The following is an 18,917-nucleotide window of genomic DNA, read 5'->3' as shown; positions in this document are numbered from 1 at the left end:
CAACTTTCGCTACACTCTGGGATAGAGGTAAAACAAACAGGAGGTAGTGAATATGTATCGCTCAATTCTGGTGCCCATTGATATCTCTGAAGCCGATCTTACTCGTCATGTTGTGCCGCAGGTCCAGGCGCATGCCAAAACCGCGAAGGTCCACTTTTTAGCCGTTATTCCTACCGTTCCGTTCTATGCCTCTCTGGGGCTGGCCTACTCTACCGAATTTCCGGACAGAAGTGGTCTGCAGGCCAAGGCCAGCGAAAAACTCGAAGAGATTATTAAGCAGTTCAATATTCCTGCCGGCAGGACTCAGACCCACGTAGTTTACGGCCCACCGAAGGATCAGATCCTCAAGCTGGCGGAGGCGGTGGACGCCGAGCTTATTGTGATTGCCTCACATAAGCCCGGTTTTAGCACGTATTTGCTGGGGTCAACGGCGGCAGCCGTAGTCCGCCACGCGAAATGCCCGGTGCTGGTTGTGCGGTGATAGGGTTAAAACGGGAGCGAATGTGCTCCCGTTTTTCTGTGGCTCAGGCCATCACTCAGTTCTGATGATCCAGCCTGACAAATGCCAGCAGCAGCTGGCTCAACGCACCGTAGAAACCAAAGTCATCATATCTGCGGCATTTAGTGGTGAACTCCGGTAACCAGCGTAACAGCCCCGCCAGCGTTTCTCTGCGCAACGCATCAATACGCTGACGGCTAACCCCTGGCTCACCAAGAGAAAAATGCAGATGGCTCAGCAGTTCGATAAAAATCGCCAGATGATCGGCTGATTCGCTAAACGTATCGCTTACCTGCATGCCCGCATCAGATAACAGTTGTTTAATGATCCCGTAGTTTGGCCCTTCTTCAAGATGAGCCGACGCATAGGGTAACGCGGCGTGTTTATCCGACATCAGGAACAGGCCGCAAAAATCAGCCGCCAGTTCCAGGGTAGCGTCTTCACGTACCTTGAGCGCGGCAATTTTCGCTTCCAGCAAAAGAACATCCGCCTCAAGCAACGGTTCACCTTTGAGCACGGTAAACCACTCAGCCATTTCGCTGGACTGCAATTGCGCTAATCCCTCACCGTCGCGCTCCCGGGAAAACATTTGCGCCAACCATGCATAAACACAGGCCATCTGTTCTGTCGTCAGGGAGGTGTGTTTCATCATGACGTCACCTTCTCCACCGGGACATATTCACACTGCGCCACCATTTTTATCGGGCCGCTGAACGCCGTCACGTTATCCACCTTACCGGCATATTTCTCAATTTCCACCAGCGTAGTATGCGCACTGGTCGCCTGCGCCAGCTGAGACGTGCCGATATCCAGGGTTAACACGTTCGGATTGCCATATTTACACAGCGCTCCGATTTCTCCACCGTTATCAGGATCGTACCAGGCACCTTCATGGATGCGCGCCACGCCCGGCGAGTAGAGATCGGAGACAACCGCGCCGGCCAGCACTTGTCCACGCGCGTTAAATACACGAACTATATCGCCGTTGCGGATCCCCCTGGCGCTGGCATCCTGCGGATTAATAAACACCGGCTCTTTGCCACCTACCGCGTAATGCTTACGCAGCGCTTCGGACTCGCAGAGCTGTGAATGCAAACGGAAATCCGGGTGGACGGATTGCAGATGCAGCGGCCAACGTTGCGATCCAGGCCCACCGTGTGAACGTTCGATTTTCTCAAACCACATTGGATGCCCCTGGCAATCGTCATATTGCATATCGGCAATAGTTTTCGAATAGATCTCGATCAAACCGCTCGGCGTCCCCAGAGGTTCAAGGTCAGGATCTTCGCGGAAGGCCTGATGGCGGACAAACATCTGCGGATGTTCGAATTCAACGTACTCTTGCTGATTCCAGAAAACGTCGAAAGCCGGAAGATGAACACCGCGTCCCTTCCCTTGCTGGCTTCCTTCCTGCCAGATGCGCTTCAACCAGCCCATCTCATCCAGCCCTTCTGTGAACGCTTCTTCACGGTTAAAGCGGCGGCAAAGATCGCGGAAAATATCGAAATCATTACGCGCTTCAAACTGCGGCTGCACCAGCTGCTTCATAGCGATAATGCCGCGGTTGGAGTGGTTGCCATACTGGTCAAGATCGTTACGTTCAAACTGGGTCGTCGCCGGCAATACGATGTCAGCGAACCGACAGGTCGACGTCCACTGATTGTCGATGGCGATAACGGTTTCCAGCTTACGCCAGCCCTCAATAATACGGTTGATCTGCTGGTGACGATGGAACGGGTTGGTACCGGCAAAAACGCACATCTTCAACGGTGGCAGCTTGACGGTTTTACCGTTCCAGTTAATGCTCTTGCCCGGCTCCAGAATCGCATCGATAAAACGCGCGATCGGGATGGTACTGCTGTAGCCCTTATAATCGGTGCTGTCATGTACCGGTGGAACGGTGGTGGAACCAGAAAATCCGCTCAGGATAACGCCTTTACGCCCTGGGGTGCCCGCGCCGTTGTAGTGCCAGCCAAAGCCAAATCCCCCCCCGGGTAAGCCAATTTGCCCGAGCATTGAGGCCAGCACCACGATCATCCACGCCCACTGTTCCCCGTGCTGCATACGCTGCACGCACCAGCCGGCAATAATTTGCGTTCTGCCGCCCGCCATCTGCCGTGCCAGTTCACGGATTGTCTCAGCATCAATCCCGCAGATTTTTTCCGCCCACTGGGCATCTTTAGGCTGTCCGTCACTTTCTCCCAGCAGATAAGGCAGAAATTGCTCAAACCCAACGCAGTAGTTCTCGAGGAAATGCTTATCGTAGAGCTTCTCGGTATACAGCGTGTGTGCCAGCGCCAGCTGTAGCGGTACATCAGCCTGCGGATTCACGGCGATGTGCTTAACCTTGTCACGGCCCAGGTAGTCATGAGTCGAGGTGACGACCGGGTCAACGCTGATGACCGAAATCTCGCCCCGTGCCACTTTTTCCTTCAGTTGCTCGTAGTATTCGTAGACATCATGATCCGGACACCACCAGTTCGCCTGCTGGTTTTTGATGAGATCAGAACCCCACAGCACAATGGTTTTGCTGTTTTCGAGTAACAGTGGCCAGGAGGTCTGCTGCTCATAGACCTCCATTGATCCCACCACACGCGGCAGAATGACCTGAGCGGCACCGGTGGAATAGTCGCCCCCCGTACTCACGCTGTTGCCATGCAGCGCAATGGCACGCGCCAGCATCCCGGAAGCATTGTGGAACATCCCGGTCGATTGCCAGCCGCTGGCCGTTAGCAGCGCGCTCGGACCATAAGTCTTCTGAATGCGCTCCAGCTCCTGATAGAAGAAATCCAGCGCTTCATCCCACGAAACGCGCACAAAGCGGTTATCTCCACGTTGCGAGGTATCGCTCTGATGGCGTTTACGCAACCAGTCCACGCGGACCATCGGGTAGCGAATACGCGCTCCACCATGTACGTGATCCGGGAGTCCGGCAATCATTTTTGACGGGTATTTATCGCGCTCGAACGGCCTGGCCTCAATGAAACGACCGTCAACCACGGTGGCACGAATCGCCCCCCAGTGAGAACCGGTCAGAATCCCCTCTTTGACGCCTGCCCCCTGCACCTCTGCGGCATTAGCGCTACGCGGCGTGAGCAGCGAAGGCCCTAACATACCTGCTACGGTCAAGCCGCCCAGTTGCAGCAAAAAACGTCGGCGCGATGCCTGAAAGAGATCGTTATTTTTCATTGCTTTCTCCCTTATCGCCATGCGGCTTATCCGTAGTGTCAGAGGCATTCATTTGCAGATATTTCAGCAAGGTACGTTCTTCACGTTTATCCAGACTGGTAAATCCAATCATGCCGTTCAACGTGCCAATCCAACCGTTAGCATCAAAGTGTTCTTTCTCTGGTGCGCCGTGGCATTGGTTACAGGTTCCGTTATAGAGTGAGTCGGCATAAGCCCAGATCGGTTTGATGTCGTTGACCATATCGCCCTTCTGCATCCAGGCAGTGGCCTGCAATTTACTCCATGGCGTATTCGTTTCCGCAACGGTGGTTTGCTCCAGCGTCTTCACGTGCTGCTGGATGTCGCCACGAATGGAAGCCACAAAAATGCGCTTGCCCGGCAGTTGCGCCAACACGCGCTGACGCCCATTACTCTCGGTCCAGCCGACAATTTCAATTTGCAGCCAGTCACCATCACGCTTTAACACTTTCACTTCAGAAGCGGGCAGCAGTGAGCCTGCAGGTTCTTTATCACCTTTGGCGGCATAAATAGGTTTGATGTCCAGAGAGTAGAGCGTCTCGCCATCGTCGTTCGCCCTGGCGCGTAACTCATCAAACTGCTTGCGGAAACCGCTGCTCATATCGGGAAGCTGGTGTGCAATACCTTTATGGCAGTCGATACAGGATTGGTTGTCCTTGGCCGCAATCTTCATCTGGCGCGCAGCTTCAGGATGTTGTTTAGCGTGGTCCATCGCATCATAGTCATGACAAGAACGACAGGTCGCGGAGTTGTTCTCCTTCATTCGCGCCCATTCGCGCTCCGCCAGCTCAGCGCGTTTGGCTTCGAATTTCTCTGGAGTATCAATAGAGTGGGCAACAAAGGTTTGGTAAATATCGTTGCTGGCCTCCAGCTTACGTTTCACCATGCCTGGAATATCGGATGGAATGTGGCAGTCATGACATTCTGCGCGTACCCCGGAGGCATTCTGAAAATGTGCAGACTGTTTATATTCTTCGTAAACCGGCTGCATACTGTGGCAGCTCACGCAAAACTCGGTAGAACTGGTTAATTTAATACCAACGTGCGGCAAGACGATCAGCGCAATACCGACCACAATCCCGATAACGACCAGCGCCAACACTGACCAACGTGCGCTCGGTCTGAGCAGCGCCCTCCATAGTTTCCGCATAATAGCCCCTGTAATCTTATGGTTTAGTTACAGAGGATCTTATTTCTCAAATGTGAACAGTAACACTGGTCAGGATGAATGGCTTACGGCACAATGTGAACAGATATGAACAGAAAGAGAACGCCATCAGGATGCCGCATCACATTGTCATTGTTGAAGATGAACCGGTCACCCAGGCACGGTTACAGGCTTATTTTGAACAGGAAGGTTATCATGTCTCTGTTACCGCCAACGGAGCTGGTCTGCGTGAAATCATGTCACAACATCCTGTCGATCTCATTCTGTTGGATATCAACCTCCCGGACGAAAATGGCTTAATGCTGACCCGCGCCCTGCGCGAACGCTCAACGGTGGGGATCATTCTGGTGACAGGTCGTAGCGATCAAATTGACCGGATCGTTGGCCTGGAAATGGGCGCTGATGATTATGTCACCAAGCCGCTGGAGCTACGTGAACTGGTGGTTCGGGTTAAAAATTTGCTCTGGCGTACCGATCTTGCCCGTCAGGCACAGCCGGAGACCAAAGATAACTGCTATCAGTTTGCCGGATACTGTCTGAATGTCTCCCGGCATACCCTGGAGCTGGGCGATGAGACGATCAAACTCACCCGCGCCGAGTATGAAATGCTGGTCGCCTTTGTCACCAATCCGGGGGAAATTCTCAGCCGCGAACGTTTACTGCGTATGCTTTCGGCACGACGGGTAGACAATCCAGACTTACGCACCGTGGATGTATTGATCCGCCGTTTGCGCCACAAGCTACGGGCTGATTTACTGGTGACACAGCACGGCGAAGGTTATTTTTTAGCGGCCGACGTGTACTGATACAGATAAATCGGACGGAACCCGCCAGGAGACAGCGAGCGCTGAACATGCTGGCTGTCGGCATTTTTCGGGGTGAGCACCAGGATCGGCGGACTGATATTTTCCGGTACCGGTTGCCCTTGTAGCACCCTGATCGCCTGTTGAATCGCCAGTTCACCTTGCCAGACCATCTGATCGCTAGCAGCCATAATGATTCTTTCGCGTTTAAGTCCGCGATATACCTGATGCGACAGGTAAAAAGAGACCACGGTTAGCGGCGTCCCCGGATTCCGCTTCTCTCCCATCGCCGCTTCCGCAGCAATTGCCGTACCGGCAACCACATCGACCTCCGGGTGACGCTCAAGCATCTCCTGCAACAGGTTGCGCTGAACTTCAATATCATTATCCCCCAACGCCACATCCACGATGTGCACCTGACTACCGGCAATCGCCTGACGGAATCCTGCCACCATTTCGCGACTGCCTCCGGCGTCATCAGGTCCTGGCAATAGCAGAACCTTTAACGGTTTGCCGCCGCTCCACTTGACCAGATAGCGGCCCGGCTGATACCCCATCTGGAACCACGGAACGCCAACCCGTGCTTTCACCGTCGGATCGTGTATCGCATTCACTACCTCAATGACCGGCAACGCGCCTACCTGCGCGGAAAGATCCGGGAAGGTCGTCGTGCTACTACCCAGCAATATGGCATCTGCTCCCCATTGCTGGCACTGGGCGATTTGTGTTTTTTGCGTGGAGAACTGACGATACCCTCCCGCCTCTAACACCTTCAGACTTACTCCGTATTTTCTCGCCGCCTCAAGCATGCCGTAATTCACTGAAAGCCAATAGGAGTCTTTCAGGCTGGGATACAGCGCGCACAGTTTCCAGACTTTGTTTGCAGTAACGTCCGATTGCAGTTCCGGGACTGCCTGCTGCGTATCCTGCCAGCGCAGCAATGCGGCTCCAGCCGCATGACTCAAACCGGGAAAAATCGTGATTAACAGGAAAACCAATACGCGCATGATAGCCTCAACATTGATAAGGCTTTATCCTAGTTGCTTTCCTCTTTTGGACTCAACCTTTTTAAACTGTGGCGACCAGACAGTGAATTTATCTCTGACTAAACGACTGTGGATAGGCTTTGCGCTGATGGCGGCACTGACTCTCATCAGTACGCTGACAGGCTGGTATAACCTGCGTTTTGTCAGCAAGGTTGAGCAGGCCAATACCCAGGCGCTAATTCCAACCATGGATATGGCGCGCCAGCTCAGCGAAGCCAGCGCCTGGGAACTGTTTTCCGCACAAAATCTGACCACCGCAGACAATGAAAATATGTGGCTGGCTCAGGGGAGAATGTTAACCGCCCAGAGCCTGAAAATAACCACATTACTCAAAACCCTTCGTGAACAGGGCTTTGATACTTCTGCTATTGAACAGCAGGAGAAAGAAATCGCCCGATCGTTAAGCCACCAGGGGGAGATGGTTGGCGAACGCCTGAAATTACGCGCTCAACAGCAACAACTCAGCCAGCAAATTATTGAGGCCACCGCTGACGTTGCCGAAATGGCACGCGGACAGGCCAGTAATGCCGCCACGTCGGCAGGTGCGACACAGGCCAGCATTTACGATTTGATTGAGAGCCATCAGGGGCAGGCCGCTGAACACGCGCTGGACAGGCTCATCGATATCGATCTGGAATATTATAACCAGATGAATGAACTGCGCCTGAGTGCGCTACGCGTGCAGCAAATGGTCATGAACCTGGGGAATAACCAGGCGCAGAATAACCTCGCTGCGCTGGAAAACCAGTTGAATGCCGCCGTCAGAGTACTTCAGCGCCGACAAATACGTATTGAAGATCCCGTGGTGCGCACTCAGGTGGCCAACACCGTCAATACGATTAGCCGTTATGTTGAGCTGCTGTCCCTGTATCGCCAGGATAATGACATCACGACCCAATTGCAGATCTTATCGCAGAATAATATCGAGCAATTTACCCGTTTCAGTAGCGAAGTCAGCCAGTTGGTGGAAACCATCGGCCAGCGTAATCAAAGTGGACTGGCGCATCTCAAACAGACCAGCCAGCGCGGGCAACACTTGCTGCTGCTGTTAGGTGGCGTGTCATTATGTTTGCTGATTCTTATACTTTGGCGTGTGGTTTATCGCTCAGTCACTCGACCACTGGCACAGCAAACCCAGGCGTTACAGCGTCTGCTGGAGGGGGATATTGACTCCCCATTCCCGGAAACCGCAGGCGTTCGTGAACTGGATACAATCGGGCGGTTGATGGATGCCTTTCGCGGCAGCGTTCACGCCCTCAATAGCCATCGCGAACATCTGGCCGCACAGGTTAAAGCTCGCACCGCCGAGCTGCGTTCTATGGTATCTGAACACCGACAGGCCCGTGCAGAAGCTGAAAAAGCTAACCAGGCAAAATCGGCGTTTCTTGCCGCCATGAGCCATGAAATACGCACCCCGCTGTATGGTATCCTCGGCACTGCGCAGTTGCTCTCAGACAATCCCGTCCTGGCACAACATCGGGAAAATCTACGCGCAATCACCGACTCGGGCGAGTCTTTGCTGACCATCCTCAACGATATCCTGGACTATTCCGCCATCGAAGCCGGTGGAAAAAATGTGGCAATAGGCGATGAGCCTTTTGAACCCAAACCCTTGCTGGAAAGTACGATTCAACTCATGAACAGCCGCGTTGCTGGTCGCCCGGTCGTGCTGGTTGCGGATTTTGCCGATGACGTTCCCGCTTCCCTGCGTGGCGATCCGCGCCGTATCCGGCAAATCATTACTAATTTATTAAACAACGCACTACGCTTTACCGATCGGGGACACATCATCCTGCATAGCCGATGTGAGGGCAAAAACTGGTACATCGAGGTTGAAGATACGGGATGTGGAATTGACCCTGCCCGCCAGCACGATATTTTTCAGCCGTTTGTTCAGGTAAGCAGTAAACGAGGTGGAACCGGGCTCGGACTAACCATCAGCGCCAGTCTCGCCCAGGCAATGCAGGGAGAGCTGAGCGTCACCAGCACACCCGGCGTCGGGAGCTGTTTCCAGCTGCGTCTGCCATTGCGGGCAACCACGATGCCCATCATGAAACCCGCACAACGTTCCATATCGTTACAGGGCTTACGCTTATTGCTTATCGAGGATAATCCTCTTACACAACGTATCAGTACTGAAATGCTCATCCTCAATGGCGCACAGGTTACTGCTGCCAGCAGTGCCGCTGAGGCGCTAAAAATATTGCAGGAAGATACACGCTACAATGCTGCTCTGGTTGATTTCGATCTTCCTGATATTGACGGGATCACGCTGGCACAGCAGTTAGCCCACGACTATCCGGCACTTAGCCTGATCGGCTTTAGCGCGCACGTCATCGACGAAACGCTAAGCCAAAGAACCAGCACCCTGTTCCTTGGCATTATTCAAAAACCAGTCCCCCGGGATGAACTCAGTCGACTTATTACGCATTATCTGCATGGTAGTGCGACTCCCCCGCTTGCATCAGAAAATGACAACAAACGGTTAGATTTTCAGCAGTTGGCTGGAGATATCCAGGTTATGGGATGGCAAAAGGTGCACGAATGGTTAGCGCTCTTTAAGCAACACACTCTTCCTGTATTAGATGAGATTGACGCTGCCCGCGCAGCACATGACGACGAGCGGATAAAACGTCTGACGCATCAGCTAAAAAGCAGCTGCGCCAGCATGGGAATGCGCTCAGCCAGCACGATGTGTGCAGCACTTGAACAGCAGCCGTTGGGTGATTTTTCACTCAGAGAGGAGATCCAACAAAGTCTTTATGAGGTAGAACGTTGGCTGGAAAAAGAAAAATTGTCCCGCGCGTAACGGTACGTTGAAGCTGAGTATAGGGACTGATTTTGAATGGTACGCCCTGTAGGATTCGAACCTACGACCTACGGCTTAGAAGGCCGTTGCTCTATCCAACTGAGCTAAGGGCGCATTGCGAAGTGATTACTTCATGCAGATGAAACGCGTGAATTATACGGTCAGCGCCTGCTGAGTCAATGCCTTTTGTTTCAGTTGCTGGCGAAGTGAACGAATGTTGATTTTTTCTGCTTGTTCAAGGGTATCCAGGAAATCGCCTGGTAACAACTCAGCTCACGAAACGCCAGATTTAGGGATACATGTATTTAGAATATTTATGATTTTGCTTAACATTCCCTTACCCCTCCAGCGGTTCAGGAACTCTTTAATGTTAAGTATCGCCATCAAGGAAGAAAACAGTCACTTCGAACATGGACTAAAAATTATCATCTCCCATTTGGCAAATCAGTGGCATCAGGAGATTTGCTTTTTGCCTGTCGAGGATATCGATCGCGCTGACATCGCGTTTATTTCCCTAGATGAAGATTGGCTCAGCGCCGATTGCTATCAGATTCCGGTCCATACCCGCCGCCAACACCGGGTTGTCATCTGCAACAGAAACGATAAAGATAAGCTGATGTTCCGGCCCTGCCTGTACATGTTGCCACTGATCTATCGGGAAGATGACGTTGAGGAAATGACTAAAAAATTAGTCCTCATCCTGCAAAAACGTGCGCTGCGCAACAACGTGCCCGCAACTATCTGCCATTACTGCACCACTCGCAACTTTTCTATCGAAGAACGTCAGTTCTTAATGTTTCTCGCCAGCGGCTATACCTTAGCCGAAACGGCTCACCTGCTCTCGGTAAGCGAAATTCAGGCCAAAGCCACCCGTCGCAGCATTATGAAAAAGCTGCATGTGAAAAACGATCAGCAATTCTTAAGATACATCCGGGCGCATCTGAACTTTCTACAAAATTAGGTGGCATCTTTCTGCCTGATTTTTTATTGAGAAAAATCTCATCACCAATTAAGTATCGACACCTACTGTACCTGGCTTCAGGCTGCCAGAATAATCCTGGCTTACTATTTCCGGGGTAACAGAAAGACACACCCGGTAATATTTTATCTAATCCCATAGAGAGGTTGAACTGGATAAAACGACTTTTTGGGCATTGAGTAAGACATCAGAAAACTTCCGGCAGATTATTCTGATGGGATACGCAATTGCCAGTCTGATGATTGCTGAAGCATTGAAACCCAACAGCACAAGGAAACTCGCCTTTACGCTGGAGAAAACTTGGGTCAGGGATGTTTATAGTCGGCAATTTATCCAGACCTGCCGCAACAGAAATGGAATGGAAAAGGATGCACAGCGCAAAACGCCGGGATCGACATCGCCGAATACGAAACACTAACTGTACCTGGCAATATCCTCACTACACATCACAGGTATTTGACCAACTTGAGTATCTGACGCAAAAAATCGAATACGCATTACCGAGTGACACTATATCTCAGGCGATTATTACGACAGATTACTATCTGGCCTATGCGCTGGGTCGACATTTATTTTCAGGAGCACGTACCGCGATCTTCCAGACCATTGAATCGGCCAAAGTCAGCCTGCGAGAGTCGGTAATTAGTCAGTTAGTGGTTGATATGGAAGGTTTAACAATCTCTTATTTTGATGTTCTGGAGTATCTGCGCCAGCTAATTAAACCGCGGAATAACATCCAAATCTTCATATTGCTTTCCCGCCACGATGAAGACCTAATCCCTTTTATTTCTCTGTCCGGTCCATTTTATATCTTGTCACGTAGCCTGCGCCTCCCGGAGATGCGCCGCGCTTTCTTGTCGCCAGTCCTTAACTATATTCACTCCAGGCACATAAACCAGCTCGATTGGGAGATGGTGGAATTACTTTTACAAGGTAACTCCTTAAAAGAGATTGCTTTGTTACAAGCTCGCCCCTACCACCGTATCATCTATCGCCTGAACCAGCTGATTGCGCGTCTGGGCTTAGCAAACCGGCAGCATTTTTTGCACCTGATACATCGCCTCAGCGTTACCTCTGCTCATTTAATTTAACACCCTAACCCTATGTGCCATAAGATTTTTTAGGAAATTACTTATTTTTATATGAGATAAAAGATCTAAATTTCACAACTATTTAATATTTACAACTATTCCTGGTATTATGCTAACTTCCACCACCCCAGTAAACCATACTGATTCTGTGCATATCAGCACAAATAGCGTCATTCCCACCTTAACAAATCCTAAACAATTAGTTTATTGTATTGTTTTTACCATTTAAAAATTTTTTTCAGTCTGCCATAATTCAAACAGCAGTAAAATAATGCCAATAGTCATTAACACATCTGGATCTTTTAGAACATCCTAACTGACATTAACAACCTGAATGTTGTAAGCCTTTTCCGAAAGAACAGAGCAGGTATAATCCCCATAGTTTTCTGATTAATTGTTAGTTTTCCCAGTGTGAAATGGATTTTCCACAAATTCATTGTTCTGTAGAAGAGCAACCGAATAAACAAGGATGAAATAATATTTATTCGACTCTCCCTCAGAACAACCCTTGGCTATTTGACAATATTATAACGCCTGATGTTTTATAAAATTATCAAGATACGCATACAGTTTGAGGCATACAACAATGAAACCAGCATCCGTTATCATTATGGACGAACACCCTATTGTCAGAATGTCGATAGAAGTACTACTTGAAAAAAACAGTAATATCCAGGTTGTGTTGAAGACCGATGACAGCCGTACGGCAATAGAGCACCTGCGCACTTACCCTGTCGATCTTGTCATTCTGGATATTGAACTACCTGGTTCAGATGGATTTACATTACTCAAGAGAATAAAGTCTCTGCAGGAGAATACTCGGGTGCTGTTTCTCTCCTCCAAATCGGAGTCCTTTTATGCCGGGCGTGCTATCCGGGCCGGTGCAAATGGTTTTGTCAGTAAACGAAAGGATTTGAATGATATCTACAATGCGGTAAAAATGATTTTATCGGGATATTCTTTTTTCCCTTCAGACACCCTAAACTTCATTAACAATATAAATATGAAAAAAGGTGTATTGAATGACATGCCGCTCTCTAATCGCGAAGTTACGGTTTTGCGTTATCTGGCAAATGGCCTCTCTAATAAGGAAATTGCTGAGCAGCTGTTACTCAGCAATAAAACGATTAGTGCTCACAAAGCTAACATCTACGCCAAACTCGGCTTACATACTATCGTTGAGCTGATCGATTACGCAAAAATGCATGAATTAATGTAATAGCACTCCCGGCGAGACTTCGTTCGGGAGCATTTTATCCGCGCATTGATTAGTTATAGTTAATCATAAATGTGGCATCGGCCCTGGCGAGGCCTGGCTGAACCCCGTCTGCTAACGCGATATAGTTGGCGAAAAAGGTCAGCGTGGCATTGCCGTTCTCATCAATCCCCACGGTTTGGCTGGCCTGCTCGAGCGGTAATCGCGTACGGTCGCTGTCATGCAGTTCGATCGCCACCTTTTGCGCCATCACTGCGTCATCAAGCGCCAACAACGTCGTACCGGGGGCCGGAGTACCAGAAAACGTTATTGACGCGGATCCCGGCGGGCAGCCTTCCAGCTTCAGCGTAAACGCGACTGGTTGGGTAGTATCCCCGCTGGTCTGTAACTGCTTTGTTGGCCAGGTGCCCAATTCAACCGACTTATTGCTGTCACTGGCAATCACCGCACAGGTAAAGTCCACCACGTTTCCGCGCAGTTCAATATTGATTTCGCCCAGCGATGAGGCCGCATGGCACAACGAGCTGAATATCAGTATGGGCAGCATCACCAAAAGCGCCCATGAAGTTGGCGTTTGCTTGTTAGTCATAATCTACTCGCAGATAGCCACGGGCAGTAAAAGGCCCTTCGGTAGGTTTATTCCCTGTCACGCTGACCGGCCATGTCCGAATACTCACGTTTGCCACGGCGTTATCATCCAGTTGAAATGGGATCGTGCTGGACAGATTATTGGGCGTCAGCGGTCTACCGGTTTTGTCGGCGACAATGAACCCTAAGTCAGGATTGTCCGATACCATCATTTGCCCGGAGGCTTTCTCGGCCTCTACCCGCATGGTTAAGTAGGCTTGTGCAGCGACGTTGGTGCATTTTATCGCCACCGTTTTGGTCTGCGGATTAATGCCTTCGGGACGGTTTCCTGCCCCCGCCTTGCTGAACAACGATGCGCCAATATCGCCAAAATCAAACTCGACAATCTGCCCTGCGTTCACCTCACAGTTTTGTGGAACCTCCACCTTACCGCTGTAGCTGATGGTATAAACCGGCGTGCTTAGCGCATCTCCAGTACTGGTCGTGACATAGACTCTGAACATGGTCTGGCGCGGGATCGGCACCATGTTAATAAACGAGCGAATCACTTTGAGTTTAAACACCAGCTTTGAATCCATTACGCCAAAAGGCTGCTGCTTAGGTACGTTGGGATGAGTTCCCATACGGATATAATTACGCGGGGGATAAAACAACCCAGCAGAGCTATCGGTGATGCTCATAGCCCCCAGCAGGTAGTCATTGAGTTTCAGGTACTGAAAACCATTTTCTGTACTTTGCACAGGGAGTTCCGTAACGTAGCTTCGATAGGTGTAATTCACCGTCGTCCCGGCCGGACAGGTAGCATTAACGCCAATCCAGCCCGATTTTTCCGGTAACGTCACCACCTGTCCCGGCCGGTTATTGCTGCTGTTAAAGACGTTCGACAGATCGTAAAAAACATCCGTTGGTGTGCCATTCGAGTTTTGGCAGACTGTCGCCCATGACGAATGGGCCATCAGCAGTAAAGCGCATCCCAGTAACAAACCCGTTTGTCGTTTCATCGTATTATTCCTGTCGTGCTGTTGGAGATTCGCACGTAACGTTCGTGAGCGTCACCGCCTGTTTCAGACTCTCCTCAGGCAAGGCATAGTGCGCCACGCAGCGAGCGTTAGCGCTTTCCCCCCATTGGATCAGTAATTCACCTTTTAGCGGCAAGCCGCTCAGGTAGATTTGCCCGTCTTCGCCCACCATACTGGTCACGCCGCTGGTGTTTTCACGCACAACGGAGCCAAATGGCACAGGTTTACCTGCATATTTCGCGGTTATCAGCGCCCGCACACCGATACGTGTATCAAACGCCGCGCGCACTAATGCCCCTTGCGTTGGCACGACGCTGCTAACGTTATTTTCCACATCGGTATTGTTGTTCATTGAATTGGTATCTAATGCGACGCGGTTATAGCGATAAACGGTGGCATACGGCATCACCGCGTATCCACGCCAGTCGGTTTGCACGCCGGTCTGGTTTTCTACTCGTACGCCCTGCGCGCCAGGCGCTTTAACCAGCACGTTGGTGTCCCCCAGCGGCTGACTGAGCGTAATACCGTCCGCATGCCCCACCACGCCGCCGGAGAGCTGCCAGTTGTAGTCATGCTGATCGCGATCGTAGTTGTATCCCACGCCCAGCGTGCCATAGGCCGCCTGCCAGTTGGCGCTGGCGTTTCCGCTGTAGCCGTTGGTGCTGCTGTGCCCCTGATTCACGCTGTAGCTCAGGTTGCGCCCATCCAGTAACGTCCCGCCGATCCCGCTCTGCCAGCTGTTTTGTCCGTTGCTGTTGCGGTTGGCATTAAAGGTGGCGTAGGTGCGATCGAGCGCGTTATCACGCGAGTAGCGCCGTCCGCTTAGCAGGCTGAACGGCACTGACATATTGAATGCCAGAATACGGTCGGTGTCGGAGATGCCTACCGATTCATTCCACGACCAGGAGAGTGAATAGCTAATCCCCTGCCAGCCGCTGGCATAGCCCACCTGATACCAGGTATTGGTGTCTGAGGTATTCCAGTACGTTTGCTGACTCCCCGAAACATACAGCGAGCCGTAGTCTCCCAGGTTCTGCGAAATGTTAATCTGAAAGCGGCCCTTTTTGCTGTAACTCAGATTGTGATAGCTCTTCACATCGGGCATGTCGTGGCGATTACCTTCGCTGTCGTATTCATACTCATAGCCTTCCATGCTGCGATACGCGACGTCATCAAGGGTATAGAAGCCGCGCGTTGAGTAGCGATATCCCAACAGCTGGAAGTTTGTGCCAAAGTTGTTCAGCGATTTTGCATACAGAAAACGCAAAGACTGCCCCTGATGCGTACTGTCATCCGCCAGCTGACTGCGCGCATGGGTTAAATCCACAGAAACCGCCCCCCAGTCCCCCAGGTTTCGGCCAGTGCCTAAAACTACCGCGGTGTAACGTGAGGCCAGCTGCGTACCGCCATAAGCGGTGTAGCCTTCTGGTAACCCGGCAATTAATGTTCCCTGGAAAAAAAACGGTGAAGATTGCTGGCTATTGCCGCTGCGAAAATCCCCAGCAACCACGTCGTATTTGAAACGCCCTTCTCGTTGTAACAAGGGAACCGTGGAGTACGGCACCGTATAGCGCTGCTGGCTGCCGTCCTTTTCGTCCACTGTCACCTCAAGGTCACCGCTGGATGACGTCGGGTTGAGATCGGTTATCGAAAAAGCGCCCGGTGAAACATAGCTTTGATAAATCACATAGCCATTCTGACGAATGGTCAGTTTCGCTGCGGTACGCGCAATGCCGCGAACGGTAGGCGCGTAGCCCTGTAAGCTGTCGGGATACATACTGTCTGAGGAATAGAGCCGCGCCCCGCGAAACCCGACGCTGTCAAAAACGTCGTTGCCGGTGTTGCTGTCGCCCATCACCAGTTCACCCTTCAGCGGGATAATCGCGCGCTGAAGCCATGTACCGATATTTTTCCAGCTTTGTGAGTGGTATCCGTCACCTTTGGAATAGCTCCATGCGCCGTTATTTCTCAAGCGCCAGGGGCCATAGTTCAGGCCACTGAGCATACTTAAGAAGTAGCTGTCAGTGTCACTGCCGCGGCTACCGGTAAAGCTGTAGTTGACCAGCGCAGCCGGGATCCCTTCATCCCACTCTTCCGGCGGAATATAGCCACGCGCGCTGTTTAACATTGACGCCTGAGGCAGGCTGACGTTTAAGCGCAGGGTAGAAAAATCAAATGCAATCTCGCTGCCTGGAATCGCCTCAGGTAGATTGATACAGGTATCGTTCGCATCCTTACTGAGTGCCGGAAATGCGGTGATATTGACACCAAGGCGCTTCACCCAGTCGAGTCCAAAACATGGCATCAGCCCACCGGACTTCTCCCCGGCTTTTCCCGCGCTGGTCGTAAAACGTATATCCTGAGTGGCAACAAACTCATCGTTGCGCCAGATATCCACACGATAAACGCCTTCAGGCTGGTGATTGCCTTTTTCAAAACGTGATAAATCCGCCACGGTTGCCGTATCCGCGGATAAAAAGGCCGGATTAAAATAGCTTTCCCCATGGCTTAAAGAGGGAAAGAGCGCCTCCATCGTGGACAACGCCACCCCCGCCAGCGGTGGCGTAACCCCCGGTAACAGGCCAGGAAAATACGTTGTCTTATTCATCGTTATCTCAACGCACGCTAACCGTTTGGGCCGGGGTCACGGCGCCATAATCATTGACCGTCTGGAACGTGACATTGCCCTGAACGCCCGTTGGTAGCAGGACCTGCGCATCACTTTTCGGCGCGACCATCACGTTATCAACCTTCGTTTTCCCCACGTTGAGATTGACCAAGGTGACGTAATACGCTGACGGATTGTTGATTTTCAGGTGGTTGCCGGTACGGGAGAATTTCAGCATCCCGGGCGCATCTTCCGGAATTTGCTGCAGATTATTCGGACGTACAAAAAGCTTGATGCGGGACAGAATCGCCAGTTGCAGAACGTTTTTACCCTCGAGGCTGTTTTTATTGACTGACGGAATGGCTTTCACGTTCATCCAGAACAGCGACTCACGATCTTTAGGCAGCGGAACACCTGCATAGATGATACGCAGCGTGTTTTCGCTTTTGGGCTCGCTGACAAACAACGGAGGCGTAACCACAAACGATTTTTCTTTAACGCCTGCGCTATTCTCGATCCATGAATTGACCAGGTAACGTTCTTTGGTATCACTATTGCTAATAGACAGGGACGTTTGTTTGGCATCGGCTGGATAAATAACGCGAGTAGCGCCTAATGCAATACCGCCTGCAGCCTGAACACTGGCAGCAGAAAATAAGGCCAGTAAAAGGATAAAACCTGATTTTAGGGAAGGTGCGAACAAGTTCCTGATATGAGATCATCATATTCATCCGGAGCGCATCCCAGAGGGACATCATGAGCCATCAACTCACCTTCGCCGATAGTGAATTCAGCACTAAGCGCCGTCAGACCCGAAAAGAGATTTTCCTCTCCCGCATGGAGCAGATTCTGCCATGGCAGAATATGACCGCTGTCATCGAGCCGTTTTATCCCAAGGCGGGCAATGGCCGACGGCCCTATCCGCTGGAGACCATGCTGCGTATTCACTGCATGCAGCATTGGTACAACCTGAGCGACGGTGCCATGGAAGATGCCCTGTACGAAATCGCCTCCATGCGCCTGTTTGCCCGATTATCCCTGGATAGCGCCCTGCCGGATCGCACCACCATCATGAATTTCCGCCACCTGCTCGAGCAGCATCAACTGGCCCGTCAATTGTTCAAGACCATCAATCGCTGGCTGGCCGAAGCAGGCGTCATGATGACCCAAGGCACTTTGGTGGATGCCACCATCATTGAGGCACCCAGCTCTACCAGGAACAAAGAGCAGCAACGCGATCCGGAGATGCATCAGACCAAGAAAGGCAATCAGTGGCACTTTGGCATGAAGGCCCACATTGGTGTCGATGCCAAGAGTGGCCTGACCCACAGCCTAGTCACCACCGCGGCCAACGAGCATGACCTCAATCAGCTGGGTAATCTGCTTCATGGAGAGGAGCAATTTGTCTCAGCCGATGCCGGCTACCAAGGAGCGCCACAGCGCGAGGAGCTGGCCGAGGTGGATGTGGACTGGCTGATCGCCGAGCGTCCCGGCAGGGTAAAAACCTTGAAGCAGCATCCGCGCAAGAACAAAACGGCCATCAACATCGAATACATGAAAGCCAGCATCCGTGCCAGGGTGGAGCACCCGTTTCGCATCATCAAGCGGCAGTTCGGCTTCGTGAAAGCCAGATACAAGGGGCTGCTGAAAAACGATAACCAACTGGCGATGTTATTCACCCTGGCCAACCTGTTTCGGGTGGACCAAATGATACGTCAGTGGGAGAGATCTCAGTAAAAACCGGAAATAACGCCAGAAATGGTGGAAAAAATAGCCTAAATAGGCTGATTCGATGTGTTTGCGGGAAAAAAATCGGCCCAGATCCGCGAAATTTTAATCAGCGAGTCAGCTTGGGAAGAAATGACCTGCTTATTCGCACCTTCC

General features: G+C 51.4%; 15 protein-coding genes and 1 tRNA gene. 7 read left to right on the top strand and 9 right to left on the bottom strand.

Annotated features, from left to right (window positions below; genetic code table 11):
• Window positions 1–52 precede the first annotated feature (52 nt).
• A complete protein-coding gene (uspF, locus tag OGY71_RS18095; protein ID WP_003831130.1) occupies window positions 53–481 on the top strand; it encodes a universal stress protein UspF in 429 nt (142 codons plus the stop codon).
• A gap of 55 nt (window positions 482–536) precedes the next feature.
• Here uspF and torD read toward each other — a convergent pair whose 3' ends face one another.
• From torD to torC, 3 genes are read right to left on the bottom strand one after another with little or no spacing between them, the layout of a single operon-like run.
• Complete coding sequence (gene torD, locus OGY71_RS18090) at window positions 537–1,151, bottom strand: molecular chaperone TorD (RefSeq protein WP_003831129.1); 615 nt, start codon at window positions 1,149–1,151, stop codon at window positions 537–539.
• On the bottom strand, window positions 1,148–3,688 hold the full coding sequence (gene torA / locus OGY71_RS18085; protein ID WP_267387851.1) for a trimethylamine-N-oxide reductase TorA: 2,541 nt from the start codon (window positions 3,686–3,688) through the stop codon (window positions 1,148–1,150). Before torA ends, torD begins: the two co-directional genes overlap by 4 nt.
• On the bottom strand, window positions 3,678–4,856 hold the full coding sequence (torC, locus tag OGY71_RS18080) for a pentaheme c-type cytochrome TorC (protein WP_003831126.1): 1,179 nt from the start codon (window positions 4,854–4,856) through the stop codon (window positions 3,678–3,680). Before torC ends, torA begins: the two co-directional genes overlap by 11 nt.
• A gap of 131 nt (window positions 4,857–4,987) precedes the next feature.
• Here torC and torR point away from each other — a divergent pair, with 131 nt between their 5' ends.
• On the top strand, window positions 4,988–5,680 hold the full coding sequence (gene torR / locus OGY71_RS18075; protein WP_286613610.1) for a two-component system response regulator TorR: 693 nt from the start codon (window positions 4,988–4,990) through the stop codon (window positions 5,678–5,680).
• On the opposite strand, the gene torT is transcribed toward torR, so the two are convergent.
• Window positions 5,653–6,684 (bottom strand): TMAO reductase system periplasmic protein TorT, encoded by a 1,032-nt coding sequence (gene torT, locus OGY71_RS18070; protein WP_126955888.1) that lies wholly within the window; start codon window positions 6,682–6,684, stop codon window positions 5,653–5,655. The genes torR and torT overlap by 28 nt on opposite strands.
• 82 nt (window positions 6,685–6,766) lie before the next feature.
• Between torT and torS the strand changes: the two genes are divergently transcribed.
• A complete protein-coding gene (gene torS / locus OGY71_RS18065) occupies window positions 6,767–9,532 on the top strand; it encodes a TMAO reductase system sensor histidine kinase/response regulator TorS (RefSeq protein WP_286613523.1) in 2,766 nt (921 codons plus the stop codon).
• Between the two features lie 37 nt (window positions 9,533–9,569).
• Here torS and OGY71_RS18060 read toward each other — a convergent pair.
• A tRNA-Arg gene (locus tag OGY71_RS18060) sits at window positions 9,570–9,646 on the bottom strand.
• 253 nt (window positions 9,647–9,899) lie between these two features.
• Here OGY71_RS18060 and fimW point away from each other — a divergent pair.
• The 3 genes from fimW (at window position 9,900) to fimZ (ending at window position 12,821) form a co-directional block, all read left to right on the top strand.
• A complete protein-coding gene (fimW, locus tag OGY71_RS18055; protein ID WP_008784010.1) occupies window positions 9,900–10,493 on the top strand; it encodes a fimbria biosynthesis transcriptional regulator FimW in 594 nt (197 codons plus the stop codon).
• Between the two features lie 386 nt (window positions 10,494–10,879).
• Window positions 10,880–11,602: a fimbria biosynthesis regulator FimY gene (gene fimY, locus OGY71_RS18050; protein WP_286613522.1), complete on the top strand. Its 723-nt coding sequence runs from the start codon at window positions 10,880–10,882 to the stop codon at window positions 11,600–11,602.
• Window positions 11,603–12,188: 586 nt separating this feature from the next.
• Entirely contained in the window at window positions 12,189–12,821 is a 633-nt protein-coding gene (fimZ, locus tag OGY71_RS18045; protein WP_003831119.1) for a fimbria biosynthesis transcriptional regulator FimZ, read from the top strand.
• Between the two features lie 49 nt (window positions 12,822–12,870).
• On the opposite strand, the gene sfmF is transcribed toward fimZ, so the two are convergent.
• From sfmF to fimC, 4 genes are read right to left on the bottom strand one after another with little or no spacing between them, the layout of a single operon-like run.
• Window positions 12,871–13,365, bottom strand: a complete 495-nt coding sequence (gene sfmF / locus OGY71_RS18040) for a fimbria assembly protein (RefSeq protein WP_174785122.1) — start codon at window positions 13,363–13,365, stop codon at window positions 12,871–12,873.
• Between the two features lie 34 nt (window positions 13,366–13,399).
• Window positions 13,400–14,407 (bottom strand): type 1 fimbria D-mannose specific adhesin FimH, encoded by a 1,008-nt coding sequence (gene fimH / locus OGY71_RS18035; protein WP_003831117.1) that lies wholly within the window; start codon window positions 14,405–14,407, stop codon window positions 13,400–13,402.
• Window positions 14,408–14,411: 4 nt separating this feature from the next.
• Window positions 14,412–17,033: a fimbrial biogenesis usher protein gene (locus tag OGY71_RS18030; RefSeq protein ID WP_286613521.1), complete on the bottom strand. Its 2,622-nt coding sequence runs from the start codon at window positions 17,031–17,033 to the stop codon at window positions 14,412–14,414.
• A gap of 7 nt (window positions 17,034–17,040) precedes the next feature.
• Complete coding sequence (gene fimC, locus OGY71_RS18025; protein WP_286613520.1) at window positions 17,041–17,736, bottom strand: type 1 fimbria chaperone FimC; 696 nt, start codon at window positions 17,734–17,736, stop codon at window positions 17,041–17,043.
• Between the two features lie 53 nt (window positions 17,737–17,789).
• Between fimC and OGY71_RS18020 the strand changes: the two genes are divergently transcribed.
• Entirely contained in the window at window positions 17,790–18,770 is a 981-nt protein-coding gene (locus tag OGY71_RS18020) for an IS5-like element ISKpn26 family transposase (RefSeq protein WP_016156491.1), read from the top strand.
• Window positions 18,771–18,917 lie beyond the last annotated feature (147 nt).

The organism is Citrobacter sp. Cpo109, from assembly GCF_030332565.1.
GTDB classification, from domain to species: Bacteria; Pseudomonadota; Gammaproteobacteria; order Enterobacterales; family Enterobacteriaceae; genus Citrobacter; species Citrobacter portucalensis.
The sequence above is the reverse complement of the archived record's forward strand: the minus strand, read 5'-3'. Positions and strand labels throughout refer to the sequence as shown.

Coding starts and splice junctions, on each gene's coding strand:
- fimZ (WP_003831119.1), top strand. CDS start 12,189: ATGAAACCAGCATCCGTTATCATTATGGACGAACACCCTATTGTCAGA.
- torD (WP_003831129.1), bottom strand. CDS start 1,151: ATGATGAAACACACCTCCCTGACGACAGAACAGATGGCCTGTGTTTAT.
- fimH (WP_003831117.1), bottom strand. CDS start 14,407: ATGAAACGACAAACGGGTTTGTTACTGGGATGCGCTTTACTGCTGATG.
- torC (WP_003831126.1), bottom strand. CDS start 4,856: ATGCGGAAACTATGGAGGGCGCTGCTCAGACCGAGCGCACGTTGGTCA.
- fimY (WP_286613522.1), top strand. CDS start 10,880: ATGCACAGCGCAAAACGCCGGGATCGACATCGCCGAATACGAAACACT.
- OGY71_RS18020 (WP_016156491.1), top strand. CDS start 17,790: ATGAGCCATCAACTCACCTTCGCCGATAGTGAATTCAGCACTAAGCGC.
- fimW (WP_008784010.1), top strand. CDS start 9,900: ATGTTAAGTATCGCCATCAAGGAAGAAAACAGTCACTTCGAACATGGA.
- torR (WP_286613610.1), top strand. CDS start 4,988: ATGCCGCATCACATTGTCATTGTTGAAGATGAACCGGTCACCCAGGCA.
- OGY71_RS18030 (WP_286613521.1), bottom strand. CDS start 17,033: ATGAATAAGACAACGTATTTTCCTGGCCTGTTACCGGGGGTTACGCCA.
- sfmF (WP_174785122.1), bottom strand. CDS start 13,365: ATGCTGCCCATACTGATATTCAGCTCGTTGTGCCATGCGGCCTCATCG.
- uspF (WP_003831130.1), top strand. CDS start 53: ATGTATCGCTCAATTCTGGTGCCCATTGATATCTCTGAAGCCGATCTT.
- torT (WP_126955888.1), bottom strand. CDS start 6,684: ATGCGCGTATTGGTTTTCCTGTTAATCACGATTTTTCCCGGTTTGAGT.
- torA (WP_267387851.1), bottom strand. CDS start 3,688: ATGAAAAATAACGATCTCTTTCAGGCATCGCGCCGACGTTTTTTGCTG.